Raw genomic sequence first — 15,284 nt, forward strand, 5'->3', positions numbered from 1 at the left:
CCAGCTCCCCTGTGAAAGTGGGGTGCTAATGCGGGGTGAAAAGCTCTGTAGCTTACTTCTCGTCGCCCAGGCGCTCGTCTGCCATGTCGCGAGCCTTCTTGATCTGGTCGGCCTTGTCCTCGCCGAGCTTCTCCTTGCCCAGCTGCTCAGCCTTGTCCAGAACCTTATCGGTGTTCTCTTCGTTGCTCAGTGCTTCCTTGGCCTTGTCCATAAGTCCCATGGTGAAGTCTCCTTCCATTCGTAATGTCTACTCGCGTTTTTTCGTTTGTGACATAGAGTGTACCGATGAATTGGCGACCTTGCGACCGTATTGGCCCCACGGAGTGAAGTTGAGATTCGACTAGCTACACCGTGGCCGACAGTTATTGAGCTGTTTTGGTGCGGGCTTCATCTGCCTTGTGCATGACATCGCGCTCGTACTTGCCGACGAACATCATGAGGACAAACGCTATAGCGACAACGCCAATGAGGGTTGCGAATGTAACATTCCAGCCTGCGAAGTCAATCAAGAGGCCGACACCAGTCGAGGCGAGTGTTGCGCCGAGAAGGTATCCAAACAATCCAGTGAAACCAGCTGCGGTTCCCGCAACATACTTAGGCGAGAGGTCGATGGCCTGCAGTCCGATGAGCATGATTGGACCGTAAATGAGTGCGCCGATCAGAGAGATGAGCACGTAGAACATCCACAATGGTGCCGTAGCGGGTAGCTGCCAGTACGCGAAAATGGTGATGCCGGTGCCGACCAGGAAGAGCATGCCGGCGCCTGAGCGCCAACCCTTGAAGACCTTGTCGGAGACCCATCCGCACAGCAGGGTGCCCACAATTGCTGCGCCCTCGTAGAGCATGAATCCGATGATTCCGCCCGTGACGTTGGTCTTGTGCAATTCGTTTGTCAAGTAAATCGGAATCCAGTTAAGAACTCCGTAACGGAGTGCGTAGACGAACACATTGGCCAGCGCCAGCATGACGATAACCGGATTGGTAAGAACATGGTTCTTGACGATTGTGAACCAGGGTTCTTGTGCCTCGTCATTAGTTCCTTCGACCTTGTCCGGGTCGTTCCGGTATTCCTCTACCGGAGGCAGACCCATGGATTGCGGGTTATCTCGAATCAGCAGGAATGCGATGGCGGCAATCACGAGCGCGACAATTGCCGGTAGCCAGAATGCGGGAGTCCAGTCGGCGTCGGAAGTGGCGAACGAATGCAAGCCCCAGGCTGCCAGAGCACCGCCGACGGCGGCGCCGACATTGTGGGCAGTGTTCCAGATCGACATCAAAGTGCCACGCTCGGATGTCGAGAACCAGTGGACGACAACTCGTCCAGAGGGCGGCCAGCCCATGCCTTGGAACCAACCATTGATGAACATGACTGTCGCGAATATTGCAACAGAGGCGCTGATGGCTGGGACGAACGCAACAAAGAGGTTTACGACCGCGGACAGTGCTAGGCCAAGCGGGAGGAAGTACCTGGCATTGGCTCTGTCGGAGAGCATGGCCATGAAGAATTTGGATAGGCCGTAGGAGAACAGAACTGCATTGGCTACGATGCCGATTCCGGCTGCGCCAAGTAGGTCGTGCTTTTCCAGTACGGCGGACACCAGGGGGATGTTATTTCTGATGAGGTAGAAGCCCGCGTAGCCGATGAAGATGCCCATGAACACGTTGAATCGCCAGGTTCGGTAGGTCGGGGCAATTTTTTCCTCGGGGAGGGGAGCTGCTGGGCCGGGTGCGCTGAGCCAGCCGAGCCTCTGACTGCTCATAATGACAGTCCTTTCGCTGAAGGCCGCCGTTGCCTCTAATGCAACCTGTGCGGGTGGTTAGGGCAGCAGGCGGGGAGCTTTATCGTTTCAGCGCTGAGTTTACAGAGACTTCAGTCGCTATTAACGGGGCATTAACCTCCCGGCCTTGGAGGTCTTTGAGAGGGGTTGGCGTAAAAGCAATTAATGCTTGTCACTGCCTAGAGAATGTCATTAATGGCCTCGGTGGGGCGAGCCATCCTTACCCCCTTATTGGTGACGACAAACGGGCGCTCAATCAGGCGTGGGTGTGTGACCATTGCGTCCAGCAGTTCCTCGTCGCTGGAGTCCTTGGAGAGTCCCAGTTCCTTGAACTCTGCTTCCTTGGTGCGCACGGCATCGATGACGCTCAGGCCGGCCGCCTCGATTAGCGAGCGCAGCTCGGTCTTGGTTGGAGGAGTGTCTAGGTACTTGATGATTTCCGGCTCGATTCCGGCCTCGCGTAGTACGGCGAGAGCTTGGCGGGACTTTGAGCAGCGGGGGTTGTGGTAAATCTTCGCTTCCATGTCTCCATCATGGCTGATGTTGTGGCGTGAAGGTTGGCGCTGTGGCGTGACGGCCTGCGGATAGGGTTTGTTCAATGTTTATCCTTAAAAAATGTCATACCGAAAACACTTAAGTTCACTAGGTTGAAAATAGTTGTCGTTAGGTTTACTCTCACACGTGATAGATGAACGGCGAAGTGCGCTCCAACCGCCCCTAAGGTGACCAGATTTACTGAAGCGGCCGGTCAGCGTAGCCGTCGTAAAGCAATAACAAACAATCAAGAGCGGACACCAACATGACAATTTCCGGAAAACTTTCGCGATCAGCTAAGTCCATGTGTGCGGGCCTTTCGATCTTGCTAGCGGGCGCTGGCCTTGCAGCGTGTGGCGATGGCAGTGAGGGAGCCAGCGGCGAGAACCCAATCAACGTCGTGGCTTCCACGACGCAGATTTGTGATTACGTGAAGCAGCTGGACATCGATGAAGTTGATTTGACCTGCCTGTTGGCGCCGAATGCAACGGCTCATGAGTTGGAAATGACCCATGAGCAGCTGACCAAGACTGGTAACGCCGATCTTTTGTTCGTCAACGGAGTCGATTTGGAGCACTTCCTGGACCAGGCGATTGAGTCCTCGGGCTTTTCCGGAACGATGGCAGTAACCAGTGGCGTTCTCACTGCAGGTGACGTAGATGCCATGAAGGCAGCCAAGGATATGGACAAAACCAAGCCGCTGCCACCAGAGAAGGCGAAGAATGGTAACTACACCATTGACCGAGGGGTGGAAAAGATTGATGTCGCCCCATGGCCATTCCCGCCGGAAGAACCCGGTGAGGAGGCGGAATTCCGCTTCGATCCGCATGTATGGACCTCGCCGAAGAACGCCAAGATCCAGGTTGCCAATATCGGCTACGCCCTGGAACAGGTCGCTGAGGAACGTGGCGACAATGAGCTGAAGTCCACCATCGCCGACCACGTTGCGGCCTACCAGGACAAGCTGAATCAGCTGGATGAGTGGGCAAATAAGTCCATCGCCACCGTGTCGGACCCTGTGCTGTTTACCAGCCACGATGCCTTTGGATACTTCTCCCACGAGTTCAATATCAACTTCATCGGCGCAGCGCTGTCTGATTTCAACGAGCAGCAGGATGCCACGGCCGCGCATATCGCCGAGGCGGCAAAGACCGTGAAGGACTCGGGTGCAACCGCGCTGTTTGCGGAGAACTCGAACAACTCGAAATCAATTGAGGCGATCGCCAAGGCCGCAGGTGTCAAGGCCATCGTTGGTGAGGACGCACTCTACGGCGACTCCCTTGGTCCGGCTGGCAGTGATGGCGAGACCTACATCGGTTCCATCATCCACAACGTCACTCAGGTTGTGACGGCATGGGACGGAACTGTCGCGCCGCTACCAGAGGGCATCAAGTGAGCCGTAACCGCTTAGCTAACCCCATGTCTGCCGAGCCCATAGTCACGCTCCGCGATGCCTCATTCGGCTACACGGCGGTACCCATCGTCAACCGCATCACCGCCAGCGTCGCGCCGGGTACCGGGCTTGCACTCATCGGCGCCAATGGCTCTGGAAAAACGACCGTGCTGCGCGGAATCCTGGGTGGGACTCGTCTTCTCGCTGGTGAGATGCACAACAACGCGAAGATTGTGTCCTACGTCCCGCAGTCGGCAGACCTCGATCGCACTTTTCCGGTCACGGCTTTCGATGTCGTCGCCATGGGGGTGCTGCACGAACTGCGCCCCTTCCAACCGCTTGGACACCGCAAAGAACGCATCCACGCAGCGCTAGCCAAAGTCGGGCTTGCCGACCGCACCAGTGAACGTTTCGGCAACCTCTCCGGTGGTCAGCAGCAACGCGTTCTGTTGGCGCGTGCCATCGTCGCACGTCCGCAACTCGTGCTTCTCGACGAGCCGTTCAACGGCCTCGACACTGAAAATCGGGCGATGCTGCTGAATCTCCTCAACGAACTGAAGGAAAAAGGCACGGCAATTATCGCGGCCACCCATGATCTCGTGCTTGCCGAGGACACCTGCGAAAACACATTAATCGTGGCAGAGCAGCCAGCTTTTGGTGCGACCTCGAAGTTGGTGCCAGCCTATGTGGACTGAGCTTGCGAATGAGCTTGGGGTAGCGCCTTTCATGTTCAGGCCACTAGTGCTGCTGATTGCCCTCGGGGCGGTCTCTGGCCTGGTCGGTGTCATCGTGAACCTGCGTGGCCTCGAGTTCAATGCCGAGGCCATGGTGCATTCGATTTTTCCCGGAATTGTGGCCGGTGCCGTATTCGGCGGCATCGACATGATTATCCCGGTGGCTGCAGCATGTGCGGTGGTAGTGGCAGTAGCACTGACCTTGGTATCGCGCTCGCACATGTCGGAAGCCGGAGTGGCAGTTGTACTGACCAGCTTCTTTTCCATCGGTGTGATTCTCTCGCTGAAGAAAGGTGACCAGTCAGGACAGCTGGAAGCGCTCATGTTCGGGCGACTGCTGGAAGTCACTGACTCCCGTCTCACCAGCGCCCTGATTGTCTGTGCCATCGCCTTGGTTCTTATCGCAGTGACCTGGCGCCGGCAGGTGTTTGTTGCCTTTGATCGCTTCGGTGCCAAAGCCGCAGGCGTCAATGTGTGGGGCATCGACCTCACCATTAACGCGGCGATTGCTGCGGTCGTGGTGTCGTCGGCAAGCGCTGTGGGCGTGCTGCTGGTAGTCGGATATCTGGTCGTGCCGGGAGCGGCGGCGAGACTGCTGACTCGCCGAGTTCATGTGATGGTGCCGATTGCGATTGCAGTGGGCTGCCTCAGCGGAATCGTTGGTTTGGCACTGGTGCCTTTGGGGCCGGTGTCGCCTCAGGCAGTCGTCGCGCTGACCTCGGTGGGACTGTATTTCATGGCACTGGGGCTGCGCGTCGTGCTGGGAGGAGACCGTGTCTAGCATCCTGATTTTGCCAATTATCGAACTGATACTGGTAGGAGCCCTGGCTGGAGTAGTTGGGGTGCTCGCGGTGCTGGGAAAACAAGTGTTCTTCGCAGAAGCGATTACACATGCGACTTTTCCCGGCGCGGTTGTGGGCGTTGTTATTGCGGCAGCGCTCGGCCTGAGCCACTCGTGGATTTCGGTGTTCCTCTTTATCGGAGCATTTCTGATGTGTATTCCGATTGGGGCACTGTTTGGTCTGTCAAAGGTGGGAACAACGTCCTCGGCGGCGGGAATTGTGCTGACATTTGGGTTCGCACTGGGCTACTTCCTGAACAAGTGGTTCGCCCCGTTGCCGGTGAAGGTTGAGAGTTTCCTGGTCGGCAGCGTACTCAACGTGAACAAGATTGATATTGCGCTGTCGGGTGGCCTCTTGCTGCTGGTGGCGTTGGTGCTGCTTGCTCGGTGGCGTCAGCTGATTTACTTCACCTTCGACCCGGAGTCTTTCGGAGTCGCGCATTCGAGGAGAAAAGCACAGCTGGTCATCAGCGGGCTAATCGTTCTGACTCTGGTGGCGCTGATTCCGGCTGTCGGCACGATTCTATCCATCGCGCTGCTAGCTGCCCCGGCAGCTGCGCTCGTTGGGGTAGTGAACGATACCCGTTTGCTATTCGTGTTGGCGCCATTGATGGGTATCGCGATTGGCCTGGTGGGGCTATTCATTGCGGTGGCGGCGAATCTGTCAGTTGGCGGCTGCATTGGCGTGTGCGCCGGCTGTTTCTATGTCCCCCTCAAGATTGCGGCAACACGCAATAACGCTAAAGTCTAAAGAATGCACGTGGAGGATTTACCAGCAAAGACCCAGGACTACCTCAAGGTCATTTGGGATTTGCACGAGCGCACCGGTGAAAAAGTGGCACTTGGCGATGTCGCTGAGCGGATGGGTGAAAAGAAGCCCACCGCCAGCGAGGCCGTGAAGAAGCTAGCTGCACGTGGCCTTGTCAACCACGAGCCGTATCGGGGCATTAGCCTGTCGGACCGTGGGCGGGATATTGCGCTAATCATGGTGCGGCGCCACCGGCTGATTGAAAGCTTCTTGGTCTCGACTCTGGGATACACCTGGGATGAGGTTCACGAGGAAGCCGAAAAGCTTGAACATGCGGTCTCGGATGATTTCATTAGTCGCATTGATGCAATGCTGGGATTCCCTGAGCGCGATCCGCATGGTGATCCAATTCCCAGCGCAAGCGGTACCATCGCCAGCGCAGTGCGCACCGACCTGACGGATATCGAAGCCGGCGCGATGGTGGTAGTCGATCGCATTAACGACTCCGACCCTGAACTACTGCGCTATTTGGCGACATCAGGGGTAGGCCCGGGAACCGTGCTCCGAGCCGAAGCCGCACCATATGCAGGCATGCATGTCTTTGCCATCCTCGATGAGGTGGACGATACCGAGCCAAAGAAAATTCATGTGGCAGACTCGGCACTATGGGCAATCAAGGCGACTCCAACAACGAACTGACGAGGGCCGCAGCGCGCTCTTACTATAAGGTGTCGCGGAATCTCACTGGGCCAACTAAAGTGCCACCCGCACCGTCAGTTTCGTTCGACAGCGTGAAGAGTGCTCGTCGGCAGGCATATGCCAGTGTCGAGACCGTTGATGTGCCACTCAATGCCATCGCTATCTCGCCTGCTGAGCAGCAGGAACACATGGCTAATCTCGAACGCCGCTTGAATGCCTCGACCAAAGATATGCGGGCACTGCTGGACTACGAAGAGCAGCGCATTGCGGTCACTAGCACCGTCAAAGAGGCAATCGTCTATACGTTGCTGGCAATACTCCTTTTGGCAGCAGCCATCGGACTTGGCTACGCCAGCCACCTGGGGGCCGATGCGATTTTGAATGCTGCGGCGGAGGTGACGCCGCGATGAGTAAACGCTCAGGCTCCGACAACGGGTGCGCGACGGTCATTGTCGTATTTTTCTTCTTCGGCCTGATTGTTCAGCTCTTCGGTGTCACGCTGTGGATTCTGCAATATGCATTGCCAGTTGCGGGCTTGGTGCTTGCGATTCTCATTGCATACCAGGCGTGGGTCGGTGTGCGCCGCAGCGCTGAGGCGCACGAGCTCGCCGAGCGTAATCACGCTGAGCTGCAACAGATTGCCATGGACACCGAGTACCAGCTCACCGCAATCCTCTCTGCCTGGGACAACGTGAACACCACAATGGGTGTCGGCACCATCTACAAAGATGTATTTGCCTCCGGAGAGGCTACGCCGGAGCTCATCGAACTACGCGGTGAGCTCTCTCGTGCTCGAAAGCTAAACAACCGACTGCGCGAGCAGCGCGAAACTATGACTAACCGGGAGCTAGTGGAAGCCATCTCTGATGCCGACGAGCTCTGGTGCTCGCTGACGAGGACATATCAGAACGCTCGTCGCGAGCTGTAGTAACGCACTTGAATTAGTCGACGGTTATCACAATCTTGCCGTCAGCGTGTCCGTCTTCCAATACTCGGTGGACCTCCGCGACCTCGGTGAGGTTTTTAGTCAGGCCGATAGGAAGTGAAATCTCACCGGCAACCACGCGGTCGGCCAGGTCGGCATAAATAGTCGTGTCATTCGAAATAGCCGGAATGTGTGCTTCAATGCCACGTTCCCTCGCCGGTGTCAGGTCGGCCAGCGAAGGCAGCGCCACAATCCGGCCATCCGATGCCAACACATCCAGTGAGGGCAGGAAAGTGTCGAAATACACGCCATCGAGCACAACATCTACGCCCTCGGGGAACCGCCGGCGCACAGCCTCGAATACATCTTCCGCTGTGTAATCAATATGCTGCGCGCCAAAGCCCACTAGTTTTTCATGATGGCGTGACGACGCACTCGCCAACACAGTTGCGCCACGGGCAACCGCCAGCTGCGTCATCAGCTGGCCCACGCCACCACCGGCACCATGAATGAGTACAGTGTCACCGCCTTTCACCTTTGCTAGCTGATCGACAGCCACGGTCGCCGTGATTCCCACTAGGGCAAGGCCCGCAGCGGTTACGTCGTCAAGCGAATCGGGTGTTCGAACCACACCGTCGGCGGGGAAGACGTTGTGTGTTGCGTAGGTGCCGCGGAAGTCATCGAAGCCGCGCATGCCGAAGACTCGGTCGCCGGGGTGGAAGTTGTCCACACCTTCGCCGACGGCAACGACTTCGCCCGCGGCTTCGCGTCCGAGGACGGCCGGAGGGGTGAACTTTGCGCACAGACCGGAAGAGCCATCGCGCATCTTGTAATCCAGCGGATTCGCGCCGATGGCTGTGGTTTTGACCAGGATTTCGCCGGGACCGGGCTCCGCAGGGGTGCGGGAAACCTGCGTGAACTCATCGGGGTCGCCAAAGCGATTGATGATCATTGCGTATGCGTTGCCTGAATTTGCTGCCATGTCCATCACTGTAGTCCTAGCAGCTAATTATCAACGGTCGGCAAGCGGGAGGGCAGCGGTGACGGCACTGAACGACTCATTGAGGTAGGCGCTGAGGAGGTCGGCGGCGTGGTTTGGGGTGTCCTCGATGAGAACTTTGGCGATACTGATGTGGCGATCGGCGTATCGGGCATGGAGTTCGATGCTTTGGGGGTAGGAGAGGAAGCAAAGACGGAGTTGGGCCTGAATTGATTCGGCGGTGGCTAACAGGTCGGGGGACCCGGAAGCTCTGACGATGGCGAGGTGAAAGGCATTATTCCGTTCGGGAAGGTTCAATGATGACTGTGAACCACAAATAGAAAGAATCTCTTCGCCGAGGAGCTTTGCCTGGCTCTTGCTTAGCGATCGCAGTGTTCCGCATTCGACGACATGGCGAAAGGCATACAGTTCGCGGATGCGTTGTTTGTCGAAGGAAGCGATAAACACGCCGTGATGAGGGATGTGAGTAAGTAGCCCCTCAGATTCCAGCTTGCGGTAGACCTGTCGGATGGTGTTGCGACTGACCTGCAGTCGCGCAGCAAGTTGGGTTTCACGGAGCTGCTCGCCACTGTAGTGCTTTCCGGCGAGAATCTCTCGGCGCAGGACAGTTGCGGTGACATCCGCTACTGAAACGTCTTGTTGTTTTTCCCCAGAGGACGTGTGGGGCTGATCGTCGAGGATGCTTCCGGGGGTAGTCATGTAATACAGACTACTAAAGCACTTTTGTGTGGCGGCCATCACCAATTAACATACGAGACATTGTTCAACAATCTCTGTGCAGGCGATCTTCAACGTAGGAATCCTTCAACGTGGAAATCGTCAGACTTGTAGGGAAAGGCCTTACGCTATGGACGCTTCAACATCTGCCCATAAGGCGCGGCGAACGGCACTCCTCGGCGCCGTATTCCTGATGGCGACCAGTGCTATCGGGCCGGGCTTCCTCACCCAGACCGCAACCTTTACGGCCAAGCTTGGCGCGGCTTTCGCCTTTGCCATTGTGATCTCGGTGCTTCTTGATATCGCGATTCAGCTCAACGTGTGGCGAGTGATTGCTGTCTCTGGACGCCGCGCGCAGGAGCTCGGCAACGCCGTGCTTCCGGGGCTGGGCTGGTTAATGTCAATTCTCATTGTCATCGGTGGTGTGGTCTTCAATATTGGCAACGTCGGCGGTGCTGGACTTGGTGCGAACGCGATGTTGGGCGTGGACGCAAAAATTGGCGGCATTGTTACTGCAATCCTCGCCATTGGCTTCTTCCTCTCCCGGCGGGCGGGTATGGCGCTGGACAAGGCACTCGTTGTGCTCGGTGTCGTGATGATTCTGGTCACTGGAATTGTGGCGTTCAGTTCTAACCCGCCAGTAGGGGAAGCACTGAAGAACACGGTCATGCCCGACACGATTGACTTGTTGGCAATCATCACGCTCGTCGGTGGCACTGTTGGCGGGTACATTACTTACGCTGGCGCTCACCGCATGCTTGATGCTGGCGCCGGCGGTGTAGAGAACCTCGCACAGACCACTCGCTCATCTGTTACGAGCATCATCGTCACAGCCATCATGCGTTTCCTCCTTTTCCTAGCTGTCTTGGGAGTGGTTGCGGGTGGCGTGGTCCTCAATACGGATGGAAACCCCGCTGCAGAGGCATTCCAAGCTGCGGCAGGAGATTGGGGTATGCGCTTCTTTGGCGTTGTCCTGTGGGCTGCGGGAATCTCGTCGATTGTGGGTGCCAGCTACACCTCAGCAACATTTCTGACTCGTTCCTCGGGTGCTGGAGCCAAGACTCAAAACACGATCACCATTGTCCTAATTGCAATCTCCACGCTGCTCTTCGGTGCCATCGGTACGGCTCCAGCGACGCTGTTGGTTTTCGCCGGAGCCTTCAATGGTTTGGTTCTTCCAATTGGCGTTACTGTGCTGATTTACATCGCGCTGTTCCGCGCGGACCTCATGAATGGTTACAAGTACCCGAAGTGGTTGGCGGCTATCGGAATCTTGGGTGTCGCAGTCGCCTGGTTCTTGGCGTGGCGCTCATTCGGCGGTGTGTTTGAAATGCTCGGCTAATCCCCCCGGTTTCTCGCACAGCTCAGATGAGAACCAACATAACAACGGTACAAAGACCAGCATTATTACTTGGAAGGAGCGGTGACGTTTATGGGCGCCACTATCGATCTCAACTCTGACCTTGGGGAAGCGTTCGGCTCGTGGAAGATGGGTGATGATATCGCTCTGCTGAACATTGTGACCAGTGCCAATATTGCCTGCGGGTATCACGCGGGTGACGCTAGCGTCATGATGGAGACCTGTGAGGCAGCTGCTGCGCGCGGAATTCGCATCGGCGCGCACGTCGCCTATCGCGATCTCCCCGGGTTCGGACGACGTCGCATGGATTACGCACATCGAGAATTGCGGGCCGAAACCGTCTACCAGATCGGTGCACTTTCGGCATGTGCACGGGCGGTGGGTACCGAAGTTTCCTACGTCAAGCCCCACGGTGCCCTCTACAACCGCATCGCAGTGGATGAAAATCAGGCCGCTGCAGTGGTGGAGGCGCTCCTGCTCGCTCGCTCCACCTGCGGAGATGAGCTTGCCATTATGGCGCAGCCGGGGTCGGTCATCGAACGGCTCAGCCTCGACGCGGACCTCCCTGTGATTAGGGAAGCTTTTGCAGATCGCGCTTATAACTCCGATGGAACTCTGGTGTCCCGAGTACTCGAGGGGTCGGTCATTGTAGAACCCGATGCCGTCGTCAAACGCGTCATTGCAATGGCTAGCGGGGAACCAATCGTCGCCTACGACGGTTCACCGTTGACCGTGCAGGCTGACTCTATTTGTTTGCACGGAGACACCCCTGGTGCGGTCGAACTCTCCCGTATGATTCGCCAAGGGCTCGTCGACGCCGGAGTCACCGTCGCTGCCCACGTATAGCGCGGACTCGCACACCGGTCTTATCAACCGCAGTTTTTCAACCCCGCAAGAAAGAAAGGATCAGCACCGCCATGGCCGAGATTCGCCCTATGGGAACAAATGCGCTGCTTATCGACTATTCATCATCGGCCAATCCGTTGGCGAAGGTACTTCGTGCACACTCTGCTGCGGCTGAGATTGAGGGACTCGTTGACAGGGTACCTGCAGCCCAAACGCTCCTTCTTCGCTTTCGCGGACCGGCTCGTCGTTACCTCGGCGCAGTAGAAACCGCGCTGCGGGGCAACAATGCGCAGAAGCAGACCGTCGACAAGCGAAAAACAATGACGATTCCCGTTCACTATGACGGCGCGGACCTTGAGTCCTTGGCACAAAGCCTTGGGATGAGCCCTCAAGCGTTGATCGATTGGCACTGCGAACGCCCTTGGAAGGCCGCGTTCGGTGGATTCGCGCCGGGCTTTTATTACATGGTGCGCGGGAGCGGTCAGGGGTGGCCAGAGCCGCTTGATATTCCCCGCCTTACGACGCCGCGCACTCGAGTTCCCAAGGGCTCCGTCGGACTCGCGGGCCAATTCGCAGGTGTATATCCCATCGATTCGCCCGGTGGCTGGCAGCTCTTGGGACATACAGATGTGGAGATGTGGGACTTGAATCGGCCTAATCCGGCGCTGCTTGAGCCCGGGGTTGAGGTGCAATTTGAAGCGACTTCTACGGTGAGTGCGGCGTAGAAAAAGGGGGCGGAAGAGATGAAGAATTCTATCGAGATTATTCGACCCGGCATATTGACGACGATTCAGGATTTGGGCCGTGCAGGGCAAGGCAGCCTGGGCGTGAGTACTTCCGGTGCGTTCGACCACGAGTCCGCGGCAGCTGCTAACCGGATGGTTGTCAACGAAGAAAGCCTGGCGGTGCTTGAGTGCGTCGTCGGCGGGTTGGAGTTCCAAGTAGCGGAGGGAGCAATCATATCCTTCGCAGGAGCCCACGGTGAGGTGACTGTCGAGCAGGATGGCAAGGTCATCAAGACCTCGATGAATAGTCGAATTGTGGTCGGGGCGAAGGCAATTGTGCGGCTTGGTACCTTCGATGCAGGTCTTCGCGGGTACGTCGCGATTCGAGGGGGCATCGATGTCGCGGAAGTGCTGGGCTCGCGGTCATACGATACGCTCGGCAAGCTCGGCCCAGCGCCTTTGCAGGCCGGTCAGGTCTTGCAGGTCGGCGACCCGGAGTATTCGACGGGGTCGTCAATCGCAATTTATCCCGCGCCTCATTGGTCGAGCGAGGCTGCGCGCTTAGATGTTGTTCCTGGCCCTCGGGCGGACTGGTTTACGCGGGAAAGCGTCAGTGATTTCTTTCACGAGACATGGACCGTGACGCAAGAGGCCAACCGCGTCGGACTTCGGCTGAATGGGACTACTCTTGAGCGCCAGGTCACCCATGAGTTGGCAAGCGAGGGAATGGTCCCCGGTGCGATACAAGTGCCCGCATCGGGGCAGCCGATTATTTTCGGTCCTGATCATCCGGCGACGGGTGGATATCCGGTCATTGGTGTGTTGACGGAGCCGTCATTGTCGAGGGCCGGGCAATTGGTGCCCGGCGCGAAGGTACAATTCCGCCGGGTGCGGGCGGTATAGGTCTGCGGCTTCATTCTGCGCGATGGTGCGCCACTACGTTTGCCAGCTATGAGCGTCACACCGTTCTTCGCAGTAAAATCAGCCACCATGATTGAACACGCCTCCTTTTCTCAACTCAGTGCGACCGATGCGTATGCCATCTCGGCGTTGCGTACCGACGTGTTTTATCTTGAGCAGTCCTGTACAGAGCCGGAAATGGATTGGCGCGACCTGGAAGATACCGCAGAGCACTATTTCATCCGCGACGACAATGACTCCCGCAAGATTATTGCGTACTTGCGTGTGATTGACACGCTCGATGAGTACTCGTCGAGCTACCCGCGCACCATCGGCCGAGTTGTCGTCGATGCTGCGAGCCGGGGTAGGGGGTTGTCCTCGAAACTGCTGCAGCAGGTCATCGCTGACCACCCGGATAAGGGGCTGATTCTGCATGCCCAGACGCAGGCGAAGGCTGTGTACGCAAAAGCCGGCTTCCATGAGATCGGGGAGACCTTCATGGAAGCCGGCATTGAGCACATCACGATGGTTCGTGATGCAGCCTGTGGCGAAGCCTAGGAATTAATCGCCTAGGCTCCGATTAGTACGGCGTTGCTTGCCTGAAGTTTTAAGCGTTGACCTTCGAACTCGCCAGGATGCGGTTCAGAGAGTCGACGCTGGCCTTCGCATCGCCGATAAGCATGTCGGTGTTTTCGTTGAAGAACAACGGGTTCTGCACGCCCGAGTAACCCGAACCCATCGAACGCTTGAGAACAATCACGCGCTCAGATTCCCACACCTTCAGCACCGGCATACCCGCAATCGGGGAGCCCGGCTGCTCTGCCATCGGGTTGACGGTGTCATTTGCACCGATGACCAGGGTGACATCCACATCAGCGAAGTCATCGTTGACCTCGTCCAGCTCCAGCACGATGTCGTAGGGAACCTTGGCCTCAGCCAGCAGCACGTTCATGTGACCCGGCAGGCGGCCAGCGACTGGGTGGATACCGAAGACCACTTCCTTGCCGGCCTCACGCAGGTTACGGACTAGGTCAGCAACAGCGTACTGAGCCTGTGCCACAGCCATACCGTAACCCGGAGCGATGAGGATCTTGTCTGCATCACGCAGAATCTCGGAGGTGTCCTCGTGGCTGACCTCGGTGTGGGAGCCTTCCACGGCGCTTCCCGACGAAGCCTCGGAGCCAAAGCCACCCAGAATAACGTTGGCAAAGGAGCGGTTCATGGCCTCACACATGATGTACGACAGGTAGGCGCCGGAGGAACCAACCAGCGCACCAGTGATGATGAGCAGCGGGTTGCCAAGCATGAGACCGGTGAAAGCGGCGGCCCAACCGGAGTACGAGTTCATGATGGACACGACAACCGGCATGTCGCCGCCACCGATGGCGATGACCAGGTGCCAGCCCAAGAACAGGCCCAAAGCAGTGACTGCAATCATGCATGCCCATGCGATGGCGCCGCCCTCGGTGCCGGTTGCGATGAAGACAGCCAGGAGAACCAGAGTGACTACCAGAATGGCAATGTTCAGAGCGTTGCGGCCCGGCAGCAGTAGTGGCGAGCCCTTGATCTTCTCAGACAGCTTCAGGCCTGCGACGATGGAGCCAGTGAAGGTCACAGCGCCGATGAAGACGCCAATGTAGACCTCGCCGAAGTGGAACTTCAGGGCATCGGGGGCTACATCTTCGGCGAAAATGTAGGAGTTGAAGCCGATGAAGATAGCGCCGAGTCCGACCAGACCATTGAACAGTGCAATCAGCTGCGGCATGCCAGTCATGGCAACGCGGCGTGCGCGACTGATACCGATGACACCACCGATGCCGATAGCGACAGCGATGAGAATCAGGGTAATCAGCGGCGAGAAGTGAGTATCCGGCTTGGTGTCTGCGGTCACGAGTGCCTGGAAGATGGCAATGACGACGGCTACAGCCATACCGGCGATACCGAAGGAGTTACCGCGGCGAGCGGTCTCCGGCTTGGACAGGCCCGAGAGGGCAGCGAGGAACAGGACGGCGGCGACAATGTAGCCGACGTTGGACAGGCGGTAGGTCCAGTCCAGAAGCGAAGCAGTATCAATGCTAGCCATT

At 57.5% G+C, this 15,284-nt stretch carries 18 protein-coding genes; 12 read left to right on the forward strand and 6 right to left on the reverse strand.

All coding sequences use genetic code 11. The annotated features are described in order from the left end of the window. Positions 1–52: 52 nt before the first annotated feature. The 3 genes from ADB02_RS00390 to arsC form a co-directional block, all read right to left on the reverse strand. On the reverse strand, positions 53–220 hold the full coding sequence (locus ADB02_RS00390; protein ID WP_080969535.1) for an antitoxin: 168 nt from the start codon (positions 218–220) through the stop codon (positions 53–55). A 142-nt stretch (positions 221–362) separates the two neighbouring features. Then, positions 363–1,760, reverse strand: coding sequence for an MFS transporter (locus ADB02_RS00395; protein ID WP_049189323.1), 1,398 nt, complete (start codon positions 1,758–1,760; stop codon positions 363–365). Between the two features lie 197 nt (positions 1,761–1,957). Continuing rightward, the gene (arsC, locus tag ADB02_RS00400) at positions 1,958–2,302 is read right to left on the reverse strand and encodes an arsenate reductase (glutaredoxin) (RefSeq protein WP_049189324.1); all 345 of its coding nucleotides are present in this window, start codon (positions 2,300–2,302) and stop codon (positions 1,958–1,960) included. A 275-nt stretch (positions 2,303–2,577) separates the two neighbouring features. Here arsC and ADB02_RS00405 point away from each other — a divergent pair, with 275 nt between their 5' ends. The 7 genes from ADB02_RS00405 (at position 2,578) to ADB02_RS00435 (ending at position 7,655) form a co-directional block, all read left to right on the forward strand. Then, positions 2,578–3,708: a metal ABC transporter substrate-binding protein gene (locus tag ADB02_RS00405; protein WP_049189325.1), complete on the forward strand. Its 1,131-nt coding sequence runs from the start codon at positions 2,578–2,580 to the stop codon at positions 3,706–3,708. Positions 3,709–3,731: 23 nt separating this feature from the next. Further along, complete coding sequence (locus tag ADB02_RS00410; RefSeq protein WP_414630083.1) at positions 3,732–4,400, forward strand: metal ABC transporter ATP-binding protein; 669 nt, start codon at positions 3,732–3,734, stop codon at positions 4,398–4,400. Continuing rightward, a complete protein-coding gene (locus tag ADB02_RS00415) occupies positions 4,390–5,220 on the forward strand; it encodes a metal ABC transporter permease (protein ID WP_049189327.1) in 831 nt (276 codons plus the stop codon). Before ADB02_RS00410 ends, ADB02_RS00415 begins: the two co-directional genes overlap by 11 nt. Next, complete coding sequence (locus ADB02_RS00420) at positions 5,213–6,031, forward strand: metal ABC transporter permease (protein WP_049189328.1); 819 nt, start codon at positions 5,213–5,215, stop codon at positions 6,029–6,031. Before ADB02_RS00415 ends, ADB02_RS00420 begins: the two co-directional genes overlap by 8 nt. A gap of 3 nt (positions 6,032–6,034) precedes the next feature. Next, positions 6,035–6,727, forward strand: a complete 693-nt coding sequence (locus tag ADB02_RS00425) for a metal-dependent transcriptional regulator (protein WP_038628213.1) — start codon at positions 6,035–6,037, stop codon at positions 6,725–6,727. A gap of 92 nt (positions 6,728–6,819) precedes the next feature. Next, entirely contained in the window at positions 6,820–7,137 is a 318-nt protein-coding gene (locus tag ADB02_RS00430; protein WP_049189329.1) for a hypothetical protein, read from the forward strand. After that, entirely contained in the window at positions 7,134–7,655 is a 522-nt protein-coding gene (locus ADB02_RS00435; protein ID WP_049189330.1) for a hypothetical protein, read from the forward strand. Before ADB02_RS00430 ends, ADB02_RS00435 begins: the two co-directional genes overlap by 4 nt. A 13-nt stretch (positions 7,656–7,668) precedes the next feature. Here the strand turns inward: ADB02_RS00435 and ADB02_RS00440 are convergent, their stop codons facing one another. Beyond that, the gene (locus tag ADB02_RS00440; RefSeq protein WP_241482347.1) at positions 7,669–8,634 is read right to left on the reverse strand and encodes a quinone oxidoreductase family protein; all 966 of its coding nucleotides are present in this window, start codon (positions 8,632–8,634) and stop codon (positions 7,669–7,671) included. 30 nt (positions 8,635–8,664) lie between these two features. Then, on the reverse strand, positions 8,665–9,351 hold the full coding sequence (locus ADB02_RS00445; RefSeq protein WP_049189356.1) for a GntR family transcriptional regulator: 687 nt from the start codon (positions 9,349–9,351) through the stop codon (positions 8,665–8,667). 148 nt (positions 9,352–9,499) lie between these two features. Between ADB02_RS00445 and ADB02_RS00450 the strand changes: the two genes are divergently transcribed. The 5 genes from ADB02_RS00450 (at position 9,500) to ADB02_RS00470 (ending at position 13,758) form a co-directional block, all read left to right on the forward strand. Next, positions 9,500–10,711, forward strand: a complete 1,212-nt coding sequence (locus tag ADB02_RS00450; RefSeq protein ID WP_049189332.1) for an NRAMP family divalent metal transporter — start codon at positions 9,500–9,502, stop codon at positions 10,709–10,711. Between the two features lie 90 nt (positions 10,712–10,801). Further along, on the forward strand, positions 10,802–11,575 hold the full coding sequence (locus ADB02_RS00455; protein WP_049172677.1) for a LamB/YcsF family protein: 774 nt from the start codon (positions 10,802–10,804) through the stop codon (positions 11,573–11,575). A 71-nt stretch (positions 11,576–11,646) separates the two neighbouring features. Beyond that, positions 11,647–12,300, forward strand: a complete 654-nt coding sequence (locus ADB02_RS00460; protein WP_049189333.1) for a 5-oxoprolinase subunit B family protein — start codon at positions 11,647–11,649, stop codon at positions 12,298–12,300. Positions 12,301–12,318: 18 nt separating this feature from the next. Next, complete coding sequence (locus ADB02_RS00465) at positions 12,319–13,203, forward strand: biotin-dependent carboxyltransferase family protein (protein ID WP_049172680.1); 885 nt, start codon at positions 12,319–12,321, stop codon at positions 13,201–13,203. A gap of 87 nt (positions 13,204–13,290) precedes the next feature. Continuing rightward, positions 13,291–13,758, forward strand: coding sequence for a GNAT family N-acetyltransferase (locus ADB02_RS00470; RefSeq protein ID WP_049189334.1), 468 nt, complete (start codon positions 13,291–13,293; stop codon positions 13,756–13,758). Positions 13,759–13,807: 49 nt separating this feature from the next. Here the strand turns inward: ADB02_RS00470 and ADB02_RS11430 are convergent, their stop codons facing one another. Further along, positions 13,808–15,283, reverse strand: coding sequence for an NAD(P)(+) transhydrogenase (Re/Si-specific) subunit beta (locus ADB02_RS11430; RefSeq protein ID WP_049189335.1), 1,476 nt, complete (start codon positions 15,281–15,283; stop codon positions 13,808–13,810). Position 15,284: the final 1 nt, after the last annotated feature.

It is taken from the genome of Corynebacterium sp. 212_CJEI (assembly GCF_001055915.1).
GTDB lineage: Bacteria > Actinomycetota > Actinomycetes > Mycobacteriales > Mycobacteriaceae > Corynebacterium > Corynebacterium jeikeium_D.